Source organism: Streptomyces sp. bgisy159 (genome assembly GCF_057707805.1).
In genome coordinates, this window is the sequence record NZ_JBYIQX010000013.1 from 73,215 (window position 1) to 88,123 (window position 14,909).

11 protein-coding genes and 1 pseudogene are annotated in these 14,909 nt (G+C 75.7%); 2 read left to right on the forward strand and 10 right to left on the reverse strand.

Annotation, left to right across the window (positions count from 1 at the left end; genetic code table 11):
* Positions 1-9 precede the first annotated feature (9 nt).
* The gene (tgmB, locus tag AC3ET3_RS15430; protein WP_435612320.1) at positions 10-1,008 is read left to right on the forward strand and encodes an ATP-grasp ribosomal peptide maturase; all 999 of its coding nucleotides are present in this window, start codon (positions 10-12) and stop codon (positions 1,006-1,008) included.
* A 105-nt stretch (positions 1,009-1,113) separates the two neighbouring features.
* On the opposite strand, the pseudogene AC3ET3_RS15435 reads toward tgmB, so the two are convergent.
* The 9 genes and pseudogenes from AC3ET3_RS15435 to bdeA form a co-directional block, all read right to left on the reverse strand.
* Positions 1,114-1,404: pseudogene (locus tag AC3ET3_RS15435) on the reverse strand (ABC transporter ATP-binding protein); the annotation flags it as partial.
* Positions 1,405-1,590: 186 nt separating this feature from the next.
* Complete coding sequence (locus AC3ET3_RS15440; RefSeq protein WP_432136473.1) at positions 1,591-2,859, reverse strand: ABC transporter substrate-binding protein; 1,269 nt, start codon at positions 2,857-2,859, stop codon at positions 1,591-1,593.
* The gene (locus AC3ET3_RS15445; RefSeq protein WP_432155360.1) at positions 2,856-3,992 is read right to left on the reverse strand and encodes a branched-chain amino acid ABC transporter permease; all 1,137 of its coding nucleotides are present in this window, start codon (positions 3,990-3,992) and stop codon (positions 2,856-2,858) included. The genes AC3ET3_RS15440 and AC3ET3_RS15445 overlap by 4 nt, the downstream gene beginning before the upstream one ends.
* A 4-nt stretch (positions 3,993-3,996) precedes the next feature.
* Positions 3,997-4,893, reverse strand: coding sequence for a branched-chain amino acid ABC transporter permease (locus AC3ET3_RS15450; protein ID WP_432155216.1), 897 nt, complete (start codon positions 4,891-4,893; stop codon positions 3,997-3,999).
* Entirely contained in the window at positions 4,890-5,693 is an 804-nt protein-coding gene (locus tag AC3ET3_RS15455) for an ABC transporter ATP-binding protein (RefSeq protein ID WP_432136471.1), read from the reverse strand. Before AC3ET3_RS15455 ends, AC3ET3_RS15450 begins: the two co-directional genes overlap by 4 nt.
* Positions 5,690-6,529: an ABC transporter ATP-binding protein gene (locus tag AC3ET3_RS15460; RefSeq protein ID WP_432136470.1), complete on the reverse strand. Its 840-nt coding sequence runs from the start codon at positions 6,527-6,529 to the stop codon at positions 5,690-5,692. The genes AC3ET3_RS15455 and AC3ET3_RS15460 overlap by 4 nt, the downstream gene beginning before the upstream one ends.
* A 565-nt stretch (positions 6,530-7,094) precedes the next feature.
* Positions 7,095-8,384, reverse strand: coding sequence for a PucR family transcriptional regulator (locus tag AC3ET3_RS15465; RefSeq protein ID WP_432155217.1), 1,290 nt, complete (start codon positions 8,382-8,384; stop codon positions 7,095-7,097).
* A 74-nt stretch (positions 8,385-8,458) separates the two neighbouring features.
* Positions 8,459-11,908 (reverse strand): LuxR C-terminal-related transcriptional regulator, encoded by a 3,450-nt coding sequence (locus AC3ET3_RS15470; protein WP_435612321.1) that lies wholly within the window; start codon positions 11,906-11,908, stop codon positions 8,459-8,461.
* A 222-nt stretch (positions 11,909-12,130) separates the two neighbouring features.
* Positions 12,131-13,051, reverse strand: a complete 921-nt coding sequence (bdeA, locus tag AC3ET3_RS15475) for a bis(hydroxyethyl) terephthalate hydrolase (RefSeq protein WP_432136467.1) — start codon at positions 13,049-13,051, stop codon at positions 12,131-12,133.
* Between the two features lie 433 nt (positions 13,052-13,484).
* Between bdeA and AC3ET3_RS15480 the strand changes: the two genes are divergently transcribed.
* A complete protein-coding gene (locus AC3ET3_RS15480; RefSeq protein WP_432136466.1) occupies positions 13,485-13,691 on the forward strand; it encodes a hypothetical protein in 207 nt (68 codons plus the stop codon).
* Here the strand turns inward: AC3ET3_RS15480 and AC3ET3_RS15485 are convergent.
* Positions 13,688-14,869, reverse strand: coding sequence for a sulfite oxidase (locus tag AC3ET3_RS15485; RefSeq protein ID WP_432136465.1), 1,182 nt, complete (start codon positions 14,867-14,869; stop codon positions 13,688-13,690). The genes AC3ET3_RS15480 and AC3ET3_RS15485 overlap by 4 nt on opposite strands.
* Positions 14,870-14,909 lie beyond the last annotated feature (40 nt).

A 14,909-nucleotide genomic window follows, 5' to 3' on the forward strand; every position in this document is an offset into this window, starting at 1 on the left:
TTCACGACGATGACGGTGCTGATCCTGACCAGTGAACAGGACGTGACGGCGGACATGGTGGTGGTCCACCTCCACGCGTCCGGGGTTCCCGTGGTCCGGTTCGACCCCGCCGACCTCACGGGCGGGGTGTCCCTGTCCGGGGAATACGTGCACGGCGCCTTCCGCGGGCATCTGTGGGCCGGCGGCCGGCTGGTCGGCATGGACGGGCTGCGGTCCGTCTGGGTACGCCGGCCCGGGGTGCCCGCCTCCCGGGTCGCGGAGCCCTCGGCCTGGCTGACCGAGGAGTCCGCGCAGGCGCTGTACGGGATGCTGCGGGGCACGCAGGCGCGCTGGATGAACCATCCGGACGCGGCTCGCCGGGCCCGGCACAAGCCCTGGCAGCTCCGGCTGGCGCAGCGCTGCGGGCTGCCCGTGCCGGCCACGCTGATCACCACCTTCCCGCAGGCGGCCCGGGAGTTCGCCGAGCGGTTCCCGGACCTGGTGGTCAAGCCGGTGTCCGGGGCGCATCCGCAGGAACCGCCGCGTGCGGTGCCGACCAGCAGGGTGGCGCCGGACACCGACTTCTCGGCGGTGGCGTTCGGGCCGACGCTGCTGCAGCGGCGGGTGGTCAAGCAGGCGGACATCCGGCTCACCGCGGTGGGCGAGCGGATGCTCGCGGCCCGCAAGGCGACCTCGCCGGACGCCGACCCCGACGAGGTCGACGTGCGCTTCGCCTCGGCGGCCACACCGTGGCTGCCGGTGGAGGTGCCGCCCCGGGTGGCCGCCGGGGTCCGCGCGTATCTGAGAGGGGCGGAACTGGCCTACGGAGCCTTCGACTTCGCGGAGGACTCGGACGGCACGTGGTGGTTCCTGGAGTGCAACCAGTCCGGCCAGTTCGGCTTCGTCGAGGTGGAGACGGGGCAGCCGATCGCCCGGACGATCGCGGAGTGGCTGTCCACTCCGGCGCCGGTGCCGGCGGCCGGCGAGCGGGCGCCCTGCGGAGGGGGTGCGAGCAGCATGCTGAGCTGAGCCCACCGCTCCGCCGGGCCCCCCGCGTACCGGGCGGGGAAGCCCGCCCGGAGCTCCCGTCGGGCGCGCCGGTCAGGCCGCCTGCCCCCGGTGCAGGGCGGTGTACCCGTAGAGCAGGCGGACGTACAGCAGGTGCAGGGGGTAGTTGACCACCAGGATCACCATGATGACGCCGGTGGCGGTCCACAACCGGGAGACCGGCTGGTGCTGTACGACGGTGTCGATGATGTGGGCGGTGATCAGCGGCAGCAGCCAGACGGGGCTGTGCTTGACGGTGAACACGACGACGGCGCACGCCAGTTGTCAGCGGTCGGCACGCAGGAGGTAGGCGAGGGTGCGGACGGGATGTTCGTCCCGGTAGCGGTGGTCGAGCGGTCGTTCGTGCGACGACGCCATCTGGGGTGGTCCTTCAGGAAGCCGGGTGGGTGCAACCGCTTCCTATCCCACGCGGGCCCGCAGGTCCAACGCGTTCCGGCGAACGCATTCAGCAGGGCCGTCGCTCAATGGGCCGGGCGCTCGGCCCGCCCGCACCCCGTGCCGGTCCGGCCCGCGTCGAGGTGACGCGGGCCGGACTCCGGTCGGTCAGGAGCGGCCGGCGAGGTATTCCTCGACGCCCGGCGCCTGGTGGGCCTCCTCCACGTCGACCAGGCCACCGGCGGCCTGCGCGTCGGGCTTGAGGACGTAGTTCTTCAGGCTGGCCGGGCGGGCGGCGTCGGAGAAGTCCTGCGGGGTGCCGAGGCCGGTGTCGGCGTTGGTCTGCGAGCGGTGTGCCTTGACCACGTCCTCACGGGCGAGGCTGCCCGCGGCGCACGCCTTCTTCAGGTCGGCGCCCATCAGTTGGGCGGCGTTGTAGCCGGACAGCACGCCCGAGTCGACCTGCGCGCCCGGGTACTTCTTCTGGTAGGCCGCGACCATCTTCTGGACGCCCGGCAGGTCCGAGCTCACGGCGGGCGCCGCGCTGATGACGCTGAGCATGGCGGTCAGGGCGGGCGCGGCCGGCGTCTTCATCAGCTGCGGTGCGAAGCCCGGGGCGTTGCTGACCACCGGGACGCGCAGGCCCCGGGAGGCGGCGACGCCGACCAGCGACGCCGTCTGGGCGGGCCCGGCGCTGATCAGGATCGCCTTCACGCCCTCCTTGCGCAGCGCGGACACCTGCGCGGACAGGTCCGTGTCGGTCGCCTTGATCTTCTGCCCGGCGACCTTCATGCCGGCGCGTTCGGCCGCCCAGGTCGAGCCTTCGAGGGCGTTGCTGCCGTAGTCGCCCTCGAAGTAGACGTGGCCGATGGTGTCGCCCTTCTTCAGGCCCTTGGTGCGCACGAGGTAGTCGACGGCGGCGATCATGTCGACGTCGTAGGTGGTGCCGATGACCTGGACGGCGTCCTTGTCCAGCAGGGAGGCGGCCCACGCCTGGGGGAAGGTCAGCAGTTGGTCGCGCCCGATGTCGTCGAGCAGCGCGGCGACCACCGGGGAACCGATGACCTGCGGCAGCGCGACGACGTCCGGGGCGATGTCGGCGTAGGCGGTGACCGCCTTCTGCACGTCGTAGCCGTGGTCCTTGACGACGATCTCCACCTTGCGACCGCAGATGCCGCCGGCGGCGTTGGTCTCGTCGGCCCACATCTGCTGGGCCTGCACGATGCTCTTGCCGAGGGTGGCGTAGGGGCCGGTGAGGTCGGTGAGGGCGCCGAGGCGGACGGTGTCGGCGCTCACCCCGGGCCCCGCCTTGACGCCGTCGGCGCCGTCGTCGGTGCTCTTGTCGCCGGCCTTGGAGCTGCAGCCGGTGGCCGCGATCAGCAGTGCGGCCAGGGCGGAGGCGAGGGCGATGCGGGGGGTGCGGTGCGTGGCGTTCACGGGGTGTGCTCCTTGGTTCGTGCGGCGGAGGCGGGAGGGTGGTCGGCGGGCTCGCGGTCCGGGTCGGGGCCGGGGGCCGGCCCGGTGCCCGGGGGGCGCGTCCGGCCGCGCAGCCGGGCGACCGCCCGGCGGGTCAGACCGTGCAGGCCGTCGGGCGCGTACAGGAGGATCACGACGATGGCCGCGCCGTACAGGTAGCGGGCCGCCTCCGTGGGACCCACACCGCCGTCCCCGGCGCCGGGCGTGGTGACCAGCGGCAACTGGTCGGCGTACCGCGTCATCAGCAGCGGCAGGGCGGTGACGAAGACCGCTCCGGCGGTGGCGCCGGCCACCGAGCCGAGTCCGCCGATGACGATCATCGCCAGGTAGTCCACGGAGAGCGCGAGGCCGAAGTAGTCGGGCACCACGCGGCGGAAGGCGAGGGCGAGGAACACCCCGGCCAGACCCGCGTACATGGAGGACACCACGAAGGCGGCCGAGCGGTGCCGGGCGATGTTCACGCCCATCACCGCCGCGGCGGTCTCGCTGTCGCGCAACGCGGCCAGGGCCCGGCCGGGGCGTCCCCGCAGCAGGCCGCGTGCGGTGAACCAGGTGAGCGCGAACAGGGCGAGCCCGAGGAACCACAGCCGTTCCTCCGCACCGAACGGCACGCCGAGGACGACGAGTTCGGAAGCGGAGTCGAAGGCGACCCCACCGATGCGGAACACCGGCACCGAGCTGCCGTTGAAGCCTCCGGTGACGGAGTCCGCGGTCAGCAGCAGGTGGTGGCCGAGGAAGACCAGGGCGAGCGTGGCGACGCCCAGGTAGATGCCCCGCACCCGCCCGGCGACCGGGCTGAACAACCCGCCCGCCGCTCCGGACAGCAACACCGCCAGCACCAGCGCGAGGACGGGCGGCAGTCCCGGTCCCCGGTCGCCGTCGGCGAACCAGGTGTAGCCGTAGGCGCCGACGGCCAGGAAGAAGGCGTGGCCGAGGGAGAGTTGCCCGGCGGTGCCGCTGAGCAGGCCGAGACCGATCGCGCCGATGGCGGCGGCCATGGCGAACAGTCCGATGCGCAGCCAGAAGGCGTCCAGGTAGAACGGCGGTACGCACAGCAAAAGCGCGACGACGAGGATGCGCGCCCGGCGCGCCATCAGGTCAGACACGGGCCGCTTCCTTTCCGCCGAAGAGCCCGGTGGGCCGGATCAGCAGGACGACCACCATCACGGCGTAGGGTGCGACGTCGCCGAAGCCCTCGCCGAGGACGTGCAGGTCGGACTGGTAACCCGCGACGAGTGCCTCGGTCAGGCCGATGACCAGGCTGCCCGCGAGGGCGCCGGCCGGGGAGGCCATGCCGCCGAGGATCGCGGCGGGGAACGCCTTCAGGGCGATCTGTCCGGTGGTGCGCTCCAGCCCCGGCGCGGGGAACGCCGCCAGGAAGACGGCGGCCAGGGCGGCGAGCGCACCGGCCAGGCACCAGGCGTACGTGCGCACCCGGTTCAGCCGTACGCCCATCAGCGCGGCCGCCTCCACGTCCTCGGCCGCCGCGCGCAGCGACAGGCCCCAGGGGGTGAACCGGAAGAGGGCGAAGACACCGGCGATGACGACGGCGGACACCGCGATGGCGGCGAGCCGGCTGTCGGCGACGGTGACCTGTCCGAGCCGGGCGACGCCGTCGCCCCACGGGTCGCCGAGGGAGAGCAGGTCGCCGCCGATGCGCCGGGCCAGCTCGGTGGCGAGGACGATGTCGACGCCGATGGTGACGATCGTCTGGACGTGGGCGGCCGCCGGATCGGGGTCGCCGCGGCGCAGCAGCAGCCGGTCCAGGGCGCCCGACACGGCGGCGGTCACCAGCACACCCACCGCGAGGGCCCCGGCGAAGCCGAGGTCGTCGTGGAGGACGGCGACGAGGTAGCCGCCGAGCAGGAGCAGGGAGCCCTGGGCGAAGTTGATGACGCCGCTGGCCTTGAAGACGACGACGAAGCCGAGGGCCACGAGGGCGTAGACCGCGCCGAGGGCGAGGCCGTTGAGCAGGTTGTCCAGGAGCCCGGTCATGCGGCGTCCTCTCCTTCCGCGCCGGTGCCGAGGTAGGCGCGCAGCACCTCCGGGTGGCGGCGGATCTCGTCGGGGGTGCCGTGGGCGATCGGCCGGCCGAAGTCGAGGACGGTGACCTCGTCGGCGAGCCGCATCACCAGGCCCATGTCGTGCTCCACCAGCAGCACGGACAGGCCGAGTTCGGCGCGGACGGCGTGCACCACCTCGACGGTCCGGGCGCGTTCGGCACCGTTCATGCCGGCCACGGGCTCGTCGAGGAGCAGGACACGCGGCTCCAGGCAGAGGGCGCGGGCCAGTTCGACGCGCTTGCGGTCGCCGTACGACAGGAGGGCCACGGGGGTGTCGAAGTGCTGCCCCAGGCCGGTCAGTTCGGCGATCTCGCGGGCGCGGGCCAGATGCTCGCGCTGCTCGCGCACCGCCGCGGGCAGTCGCAGGGCGCTGGCCAGGAAGCCGGCCCGGGACAGGGCGTGGCGGCCCAGCATCAGGTTGTCGGCGACGGTGCCGGCGGTGGTGACGATGTTCTGGAAGGTGCGGGCGACGCCCAGCGCGGCGATCCGGTGGGGTGCCAGGCCGGTGAGGTCGGTGTCGCCGAGCAGTACCTGGCCGGCCGCCGGGCGGTACAGGCCGGACAGCACGTTGAAGCAGGTGGACTTGCCCGCCCCGTTGGGGCCGATGATCGCGTGCACCGAGCCCGGGGCGACCGTGAAGGACACCTCGTCGAGTGCGGTCAGGCCCGCGAAGCGCACGGTGACGTCCCGGACGGCGAGCGTCGGGGGTGGTGCGGTGGTGCGGTCGTTCACGCGGCCCCCTGGTCGCCGGTCGTCACGTCGGTGGTGGTGTTCTCGGTGCCGGCCGTCTCGCCGAGGTACAGCCGGCGTACGGCGTCGGTGCGGGCGAGTTCGGCGGCGGGGCCGGACAGGCGGACCTCCCCGACCTCCAGCACGTGGGCGTGGTCGGCCAGGGACAGGGCCATGCCCGCGTTCTGCTCGACCAGCAGGACGGCGGTGCCCTGGGCATTGATCTCGCGGATCACCTCGGCGATCCGGTCGACCATGCGCGGGGCGAGGCCGAGGGAGGGCTCGTCGAGCAGCAGCAGGCGCGGGGCGGCCATCAGCGCGCGGCCGATGGCCAGCATCTGCTGTTCGCCCCCGGAGAGCAGACCGGCGTGCTGGCGGCCCCGCTCGGCGAGGACGGGGAAGAGGGTGAACACCCGGTCGCGGGCCTCCCGCACCAGGGCCGGGGCGCGTCGGCCGAGCCCGAGCCCGCCACTGCGCAGGTTCTCCTCGACGGTGAGACCGGCGAAGACGCGCCGGCCCTCCGGGACCTGGACGACTCCGGCCCGGACCGCGCGCACCGGGTCCCGGCCGTCCAGCGCGGTGTCGCCGTAGCGGATCCGGCCGGCGGTCAGGGTGCCGCGGTGCAGGCGCAGCGTCCCGGACACCGCCCGCAGCAGGGTGGTCTTGCCCGCGCCGTTGGCGCCGAGCAGGGTCACCACGCCGCCGTGCGGCACGGTCAGCGAGACGGAGCGCAGAGCGGACACCGCGCGTCCGTACATCACGTCGATCCCCTCGACGCTGAGTGCGGGCGGTTCGAGCGGTGGTCCCGCGGACCGTTGTCTCGGTGGTGCTTCGGGCATCGCGGCTCCTCGGTCCGTGCCGCGCGGGCACGGCGCTTCGGCGGTTCCTGGCAGGGCAGCCCACGACAACACGGCGACGGGATGCGGTACAGGCACCGGGAACTGGGTCGCTGCGCGGGCCCAGCGGGGGGTGGGGGAGGTTGTGCGGGGGCACAGGGGGGCGGCGCGGCGCGGACGGCGTGAGCCGGGCCGAGGGCTCACCGGACGGGAGGCCAAGGCGGACGGAGACCGGGGCATACGGCAGACCGGAGCGGACGGGAGGCCAGGGCGGACGGCAGACCGGAGGGACGGGAGACGGGAGCGGACGGTGGCGCGCCGGCCCGGGGTCGACTGGGAAGGTCGGCCGGCGGGGCTGCGGCACGGGCTGGGGCTGGACTGGATCAGCCGGTGACCGGGCCGGGCGAGGAGCCGGGCCAGAGGAAGGCGCGCCGACCCAGCGCGGCAAGGTCCGTGGCCCGGCCGGGAAACGTCGGCGGCAGGAAGGGGCACGTCGATGGCGCGGCGGGGCGTCCGTCGCCCGGCATTCGAAGGCGGGGGCGAGCCCGCAGGGTGGTGGCGGCCGGGGTCAGTGTGTGCGCAGGCCCCGGGCCGTCAGGGCGAGGCTGATCTCCACCATGTCGGTGGGACGGGAGAGAGAGCGGCCGGTGAGCTGCTCGTAGCGGCGCAGGCGGTTGAGGACCGTGTTGCGGTGGCAGTAGAGCCGCTCACCGGCCCGCTGCGCCGAGCCGTCGCAGGCCAGCCAGGCGGCGAGGGTGTCCAGCAGGACCTCCGCGTCGGCGGGATCCAGCGCGGCCAGCGGGCCGAGGACCCGGTCGGCGAGGGCCTGCCCGAGTTCGGGTGCCGCCAGGACCAGGGCGGCCGGGAGCCGGTCGGTGAGCCGGACCGTGCCGCCGGCGGGCGGGCACATGCGCAGGGCCGTGTCCGCGAGACGACGGGCGTCTCCGACGGCGGCCAGTCCCGACACGGCCGTGCTGACACCGACGCGCACGCCGGGTGCCGGCCCGCCGGGAACGGCGAGGTCGGCCGGAACGGCCGGCAGCGGTGCCGCGGGGTCTTCCGGGAGCAGGACGATGCCGTAGTCGGCGTCCTGCCCGGTGTGCCAGTGGGCCCGGGTGCCCTCCCCCAGGACGGCGCGCGCCGCGGCGCCGACCGCCGCCGTGCCGCCGGCCGCCGCGACGACGGCGTACCGGCCGTGCTCGGGCAGGTTCAGTGCCTGGGCGGTCTCCGGGAGGTCGGCGATGCGGATGCTGCCGTCGAGGAGGGCCCCGGTCAGCACCCGCAGCCGGTTCTCGCGCCGCCAGGCCAGCTGCCGCTCGGCCTGGCGGTAGGCGTCGGCCACGAGGGTGCAGTGCTCGTCGACGAAGTGCCACACGTCGGCGGCGACGTGCACCAGGAGCCGGACGTCCTCGGGCGCGGTCCGCGAGGTCTCCTCGACCAGGGACTGCCACACCAGGGACCCGCCGAGGCGGAAGGCGTGCAGCAGCGCGTCCAGCGGCAGTCCCTGTTCGGCGCGGGTGGTGCCGATGCGCCAGGTGCAGCGGTGGGCCGCGTCGCGGTTGCCGCGCGGGTCGAGCAGGGAGGCCACGCTGTGCCGCAGCGAGCGGTTCACCTCCTGCCAGGTGGTGCCGGCGTCCTGGTCCATGCAGAGGCGGTAGGCCGGTTCCTGGTCCTGCAGCGCCGCCAGGAGCCGGTCGGTCAGCTCCGGCAGGTCGTCCAGCAGGACACGGGCCGCGCGGTGCAGGACGTGCAGGGCGTCGGCGTCGATCAGCGACCGGACCCGCCGGGCGCGCGAGCGCGGAGCCGGCGCGGCCGGCGCGGGGCGCAGCGCTGCACGGGGCCGTACGGCGTGCTGCATGACGGTCCTCCCCAGGGTCGGTGTCCGGGCTGGTGCGTCCTGACCCGCAGGATGACATACCGTCCGGTCGGTCCCTAGGGGTGTGCGGCGGTCTTTTCACTCGGTCCGGCGCGTCCGGCCTGTTCGGTCAGCTCCACGAGCCGGGCGAGTTCCACCCGGGAGCGGACACCGAGGGCGGCGAAGACCTTGCGCAGGTGGTAGTCGACGGTGCGGGTGCTGACGGTCAGGGCCTGGGCGACCTCCCGGTTGGTGGCGCCGCGGGCGACGTGGCGGACGATGCGCAGTTGCTGCGGGGTGAGCGCCGTGAGGTCACCGGCCCCGGCGCCGCCCGCCGAGACGCCGTTGGCCCGCAGTTCGGCCCGGGCCTGCTCGGCCCATGCGCGGGCGCCGCAGCGTTCGAAGCCGACCAGGGCGGCACCGAGGTGTTCCCTGGCCTCGCGCAGCCGACGCCGGCGGCGCAGCCACTGGCCGTGCAGGAGCTCGGTACGAGCCCGCTCGAAGTCGCCGCCCGCCCGTTCGTGCAGGTCGAGAGCGCGGCGGTAGAGGAGGTCGGCGCGGTCGGGCGGGGCCAGCAGGGCGCGGCAGCGCAGCAGCTGGGCGGGGGCCTGCGGGTCGGCCCCGAAGCGGGCCCAGAGGGCGAACTCGTCGACCAGAGCGGCCAGGCCGTCGCGTCGGCCGGCGCGTACGGCCGCCTCGACCGCGCAGGGGACGGCCAGCATCCAGACCGCGAAGTGCCCACGCCGCGGGCCCGGCCGCACCAGCGGGGCCAGCCGGTCGGCGGCCTCGGAGGGGCGCCCGGCGCCCAGGTCGGCGCGGGCCGCGGCCCACTCGGTGAGCGTGGCGGTCTGGGTGAGCCCGTGGCTCAGCGCGATCCGCAGCGCCGCCGACACATGCCGGCCGAGCGCTTCGCGGTCCCCGTCGATGGAGGCGGCCAGGGCCAGCACCGCGTGGTGGTGGGCGGCGATGTTGCGCTGGCCCGCCCGGTGCGCGGCACGCAGCCCCTCCTCGGCGTGGGTACGCGCCACCGCGTGCCGTCCGGCGCGCAGTTCGGCGTAGGCGAGGTACTCCAGGGCAGGCGCCACCGCGTGGACCGTGCCGTGGGCGCGGGCGGCAACCAGGGCGTCGGCGGCGTTGTGCCGGGCCGCGGCGAGGTCGCCCATCAGCAGGGCCGCCGCCGCGCCGCGCAACGCGCCCTCCGGATCGCCGCCGGTTCCCCCGGCCTCGACCACACGCCGCAGCGACTCCACCGCCGCGCCGAACCGGTGCTCGAGCAGCGCCCGGAGACCGAGCCGGTGGTGGGTGAGCGCCTCGCCCACGCCGCTGGAGGGCACTCCCGCCGCGCCGCGCGCACGGCCCGCCCCCGCATCCCCCGCGGCCTCACACCGCGCCCCGCCCCCCGGCTCGCCCTCGCCGCCCGCGTCCTCCCCACGGGCACCCGCGGCACCCGGAGCGGCCCCGCCCGTCGCGTCAGGGCGGGAACCGCCCAACGCGGTGCCCGGCCCGCTGGTCGCCCGCGCACCGGTCGCGGCCCCGTGACGCGCCTCGCCGGTGGCAGCTCGGGGCGGGTCGCCCGACGGCTCGTCCGGGGAGAGGCCGGCCCGCGGAGTCCTCTCCCCTGCCGCACCGCACGGGGACCGGCCACCGGGCACGGCCCCGTAGCCCCGGCCGGGCGGGTCCGGGAGCGGTCGGCGACCGCCCACCGCTCCTCGCCCTCCCTCCCCGGCGCCGGGGGTTGCGCCGTCCGCTCCCGTGGCGCCGAGCGCACGGAGACAGCCGGTCGTGTCGCCCGCCGCCCAGGCCGCGTCGACGGCGGCGAGGGCGGCCGCGTGGGCACGGTCGGGGGCGTGCGGGTGCAGGAGCCCGGCGGCGAGCAGGAGCGCGGCGTGTGCCTCACCGACCGGGCCGTCGTGCAGGAGCGCGGTGCCGCGCAGGAGGTGGGCGAGGCCGTGGACGGCGGTGGGACCCGTGGTGACCGGGGCCGTGGCCAACAGGCGGAGCGCCCGGCCGGGGCGCCCGGCGAGCAGGGCCTGTTCGGCGGCGGCGAGGCCGTACCGGGCGCGGTCCGAGTCGTTCTCGGCCAGTTCGGCGGCGCGGGCCAGTGCCGCGTACCGCAGCCGGTGCGGGGCGGGGCCCGCCGGGTCGGTGGCGGCCTCCACGAGCCGCGCCGCCGTCTCCGGCTCGGGCACCGTCCGGGACCACGAGCGGTGCAGCAGCGCCGCGAGCCCGTGCTCCTCCCCCGCCAGTGCCCGGTGAACGGCCCGTCGACGCCCGCCGTCCGCCCCGGCGTACACCGCTCTGCGCAGCAGGCCGCTCCGGAACCGCAGCCGGCCGTCCACCAGGGTCAGCGGCCCGGGCGGCGGATCGAGGCCGGGCACCGTGTAGTCGCCCGCGAGCCCGGCGAGCGCCCTCAGCACGACGCCCACGGCCGCCCCGCCGTCGGCCGAGGCGCGTACGGCGGCGGCGACGGTCAGCAGGACATCCCGCTGCGCCCTCGGCAGATCGCCCAGGCGCCCGTCGGCCGGCCCCGCCGACAGCCCGGTGTCGGTCACGGGGTGCGGCAGCGGGCGGTGACCGAGCAGTTGCGCCGGGGACAGCGAACGGGCCAGGGCCAGCAGCAGCCCGGGATTGCCCTCGGCCTCGTCCACGAGCACATCGCGGACCGCCGGGTCGACGGCTCCCTCGGTCACCGCGTCCAGCAACGCGGCCGCGTCCACGGGGGCCAGTGGGTCCAGTCGCAGCACGGGCAGTCCGGCGAACTCCGGCCCGACCGCCACGTGCCCGGCGACGGCGACGAGCAGGCGTACGCCCTCGGCCCCGCAGCCGGCCGTCGGCACACCCCGCAACCCACCCTCGGCACAGTGACCGGCCGTCGGCACACCCCACGACCCGCCTCCGGCACCCTGACCAGCCGTCGGCACACCCCACGACCCGCCCTCCGCCCGGGGGCCCGCCGTCCGCGCACCCCGCGACCCGCTCAAGGGCCCGCACGCGGTCACCGGCGTGCCCCGCGGCCCGCCCGTGCCCCCGCCGCCGACCCCGACCACCCCCCGCGGCACAACCGCGCAACCGCCGCCGGCCCCGGGCACCCCCACCGGCATCGTGGGCGCGCCCCCGGCCCCCGCCCGCCCCGGCGGCACCACGCCGGCTGCCGGGCAACCCTCGGCGGCCGCCTGGAGCAGCCGGGCCGTCTCGCCGAGCGCGGCGCGGGACTGCGGGTCCCACAGGTCGGCATCGTCGGCGCAGACCAGCACCGGCGCGCGGGCGGCCGCGGCGCGCAGCGCCTGGAACAGGGCCGTCCTGGCCGAGTCGAGGGAGCCGACCTCGGCGGGCGCCCGCCCGATCAGGTGCCCCAGGGCGCGCAGCAGGATGCGCAGGTCGCCGTAGGGCACGGCGGGGCGCGCGGGGTCGGCGGTGAGGTGCACCACCGGGCCCGCCGTGAAGGATCGGGCAGCCTCGTGCAGGTACCGGGTGCGCCCGCAGCCGGGCTCCCCGGTCACGACGCGCACGGTCGTGTCTCCGGTCATTCCCGCGACGTTACGCGCGGGTAACGCCCGTCGGAAGCCGCGCGTCCGTGCTCTCGGGAGCCGTCATCCCGTGTGCCACCTGTGCGTTCACGGGTGCCGGGCGCGGTGTGGACTGTGCCGGCGCCCAACACCGGGCGGGCCGCGCCGTGCGCCGGCACAACACGCGGCGGCGGCCGCGCGGGAAGCGCGACCGCCGCCGGGCGGACCGTGGGTGACAGTCCGTCAGGAGGTGTGCGGGCAGTTGCCCCGGTACTCCTCGATCGTGAAGCTGGGCCGCGGCAGCGGGCACAGGAACTGCTCGTAGCGGGTGTCGTCGTCGATGAAGCGCTTCAGCCAGGACACGCTGTACTTGGCGATGGTGGTGTTCGACGTGTTCGGGCTGAAGTGCGTGGCGTTGTTGAGTTCGAGGTACGCCCGGTCCAGCGAGGACGGCAGGCTGGTGTAGAAGGGCTGCGCGTGGGTGGCGACAGGCGCGATGATGTCGCCGTCGGCGCCGAAGATCAGGGTGGGGGTGCTGATCTCGGGCCAGGTCTTGTCGAGGTTCCACGGGGTCAGCGGGATCGCCGCCTGCAGGGAGGGCCGGGACTTGGCGGCCTCCAGGCTGCCGCCGCCGCCCATGGAGTGGCCCATGACGCCGAGGCGTGAGCTGTCGACCCGGGAGCGCACGCTGCTGCGCTGGGTGAGGTAGTCCAGCGCGGCGAGCAGTTGGCGGCCCCGGGAGTCGGGCTGGTCGAGGGTGGTGATGGTGTCGATGGTGAAGACGACGAAGCCCTGGGAGGCCAGGCGCGGGCCCAGCCAGGCGATGGACGACTGGGTGCCGGTGTAGCCGGGCGAGACGGCCACGGCTCCGAAGGTGCCGTCGCTGGTCGTGGTCGGGTAGTAGATGGTGCCGCCGCCGAAGCCGGTGACGAAGAACGAGGGGACCGTCGTCTCGGAGACGGCGTACGGACCGCGCAGGGCCTCGATGCTCGCGGTGGTCGGCGCGGGGCCGCGCTCGTAGGGGTTGTCGGCGGCGTGGGCGCCGGGCCCGCTGAGGGTGGTGAGACCGATCACGGCGGCCAGCGCGGCGGCCGCGCCGGTCAGGCGTCCGGCGCGGCGCCGGGTGGGGCGGTGGGGGGCGCCGGTGCGGGTGGGGAGTTGCACGACGAGTCGTCCTCTCGGTCGGGGGGTGCCGCCCGGCCGGAGCGAGGCCGTGGCACCGCCGTCGGGTGATGGCGGTGCCACTGTCGGGGCTGGGTCGTGCCCCGGGGACCGGCGAAGTCACCGGTCTCGTGGGGACGGGGACGTGGACGGGGGCGCGCGGAGGGCGACGTCCGTGCCGGCCGTCCCCTTGGTCAGCCGGGCGGGCTCGGATCACGGGCCGCCGGGCCCCGAGGCGTCGAAGTGCGCCCGTTCCCAGGCAGGTCACGGGGTTACACACGGGCGCCGCACGGTACCCCTGAGTGGCGGAGGGACCGGGTCCGGACGGTCTCCGACCGCTTCGGGATGCACGGTGGGCTTCCGCGATGAATGGTGATAGTGGGCCCGGTGACCGCACCGGGGCCGAAGCAGTCCCCCGGACGCGAGGAGCAGAGAAATGTCGACGTCACAGCCGGGAGAGTCCCGACCCTCCCAGAACCGCATCACTCCGGACCGTCTGCTCCACGCGCGCACCGGCACCGACGTGTCGCCGGAGGACGTGGTCCTCGCCGCCGGCCGGGACCTCACGCCGCACAACCTCGAATGGGCCCGGCGGAAGCTGGAGAAGGAGGGCACCAGTGTGATCGAGAAGCTGCTGCCCTAGCCGGGCTCCCCCGGCCCCAGCGGCCCTCGTTCCCGCCCCTGTCCCGGCTCCCGTGCCGTGTCGGCGCAGAGCACGGCGACCCGTTGGACCGCGTTGTTGGCGAAGCCGCCGCGATTCCAGGGCGGGCTCGGGGGCTGCGTGCGTCCCTCGGCGTCGGTGGCGCGGGCGCACAGGACGTGGTCGCCGGGGGTGGCGGGCCAGGTCAGGTGCCAGCGCCGCCAGGCCCAGGGGTGACCCTCGTCCGGGGCGAGGGCGGCTTCGCGCCAGGTGTCCCCGCCGTCGGAGCTGACCTCGACCCGGGTGACCGGGGCGTGCCCGGACCACGCGCGGCCCTCCAGCGGCACCGGGCCCGGGCGCACGATCCGGGTGCGGGACATGAAGTCGGGGAAGCCGGGGGGCACCAGGAGTGCGCGGGGGGCGATCCGGGTGACCGGCTCGCCCTCGTCGTCGGGGCGTTGGCGCAGCCGGTAGGCGACGGTGTGCTGGAAGCCGGTGAAGGGAGCGTCGACGACGGTGATGTCACGCAGCCACTTCACGTGGGCCATGCCGTACCAGCCGGGCACCACCAGGCGCAGCGGGTGGCCGTGCTGCGGGGGCAGCGCGGTGCCGTTCATGGCGTACGCGACGAGCACCTCGGGGTCGGTGCCGGTGGCCGCGGCCAGGGGAAGGGCGCGCCGGTAGTCCTGCTCGACGCCGCGTTCCACGCCGTGGTCGGCACCGGTGAAGACCACGTCGACGGCGGACGGGTCGGCTCCCGCCTCGGCGAGCAGCAGCCGCAGCGGTACGCCGGTCCACTCGGCCGTACCGACGGCCTCGACGAGCCAGGGCTGGCTGACCGGCCGCGGCGAGAGCAGGGCGCGCCCGTTGCCCGCGCATTCGAGGGTGACGCGGGTGGTGACGGAGGGCAGCGCGCGCAGGTCGTCGGGGGTGAGGCTGAGCGGGCGGGTGACGCGGCCGCCGAGCGTCAGCCGCCACACGGTGGCGTCGGTGACCCAGGGGATGTCGTAGTGAGTGAGGACGTAGTGCAGGCCCGGCGGGGTGAGGTCGTACCGCAGGGCCTCCAGGGGGAGGCCGTGGTTGCGGGCGGCCAGCGCCAGCTCGTCCCGGCCGATGCCCTCGTCGGGGGCGGCCAGCCGGGCGGGAGTGCTGGCCCCGCCGATTCCGTTTTCCTGGCCCACGTTCCGATTGTCGCGCCGCGGGGCCGCGCGCTCATCCCGG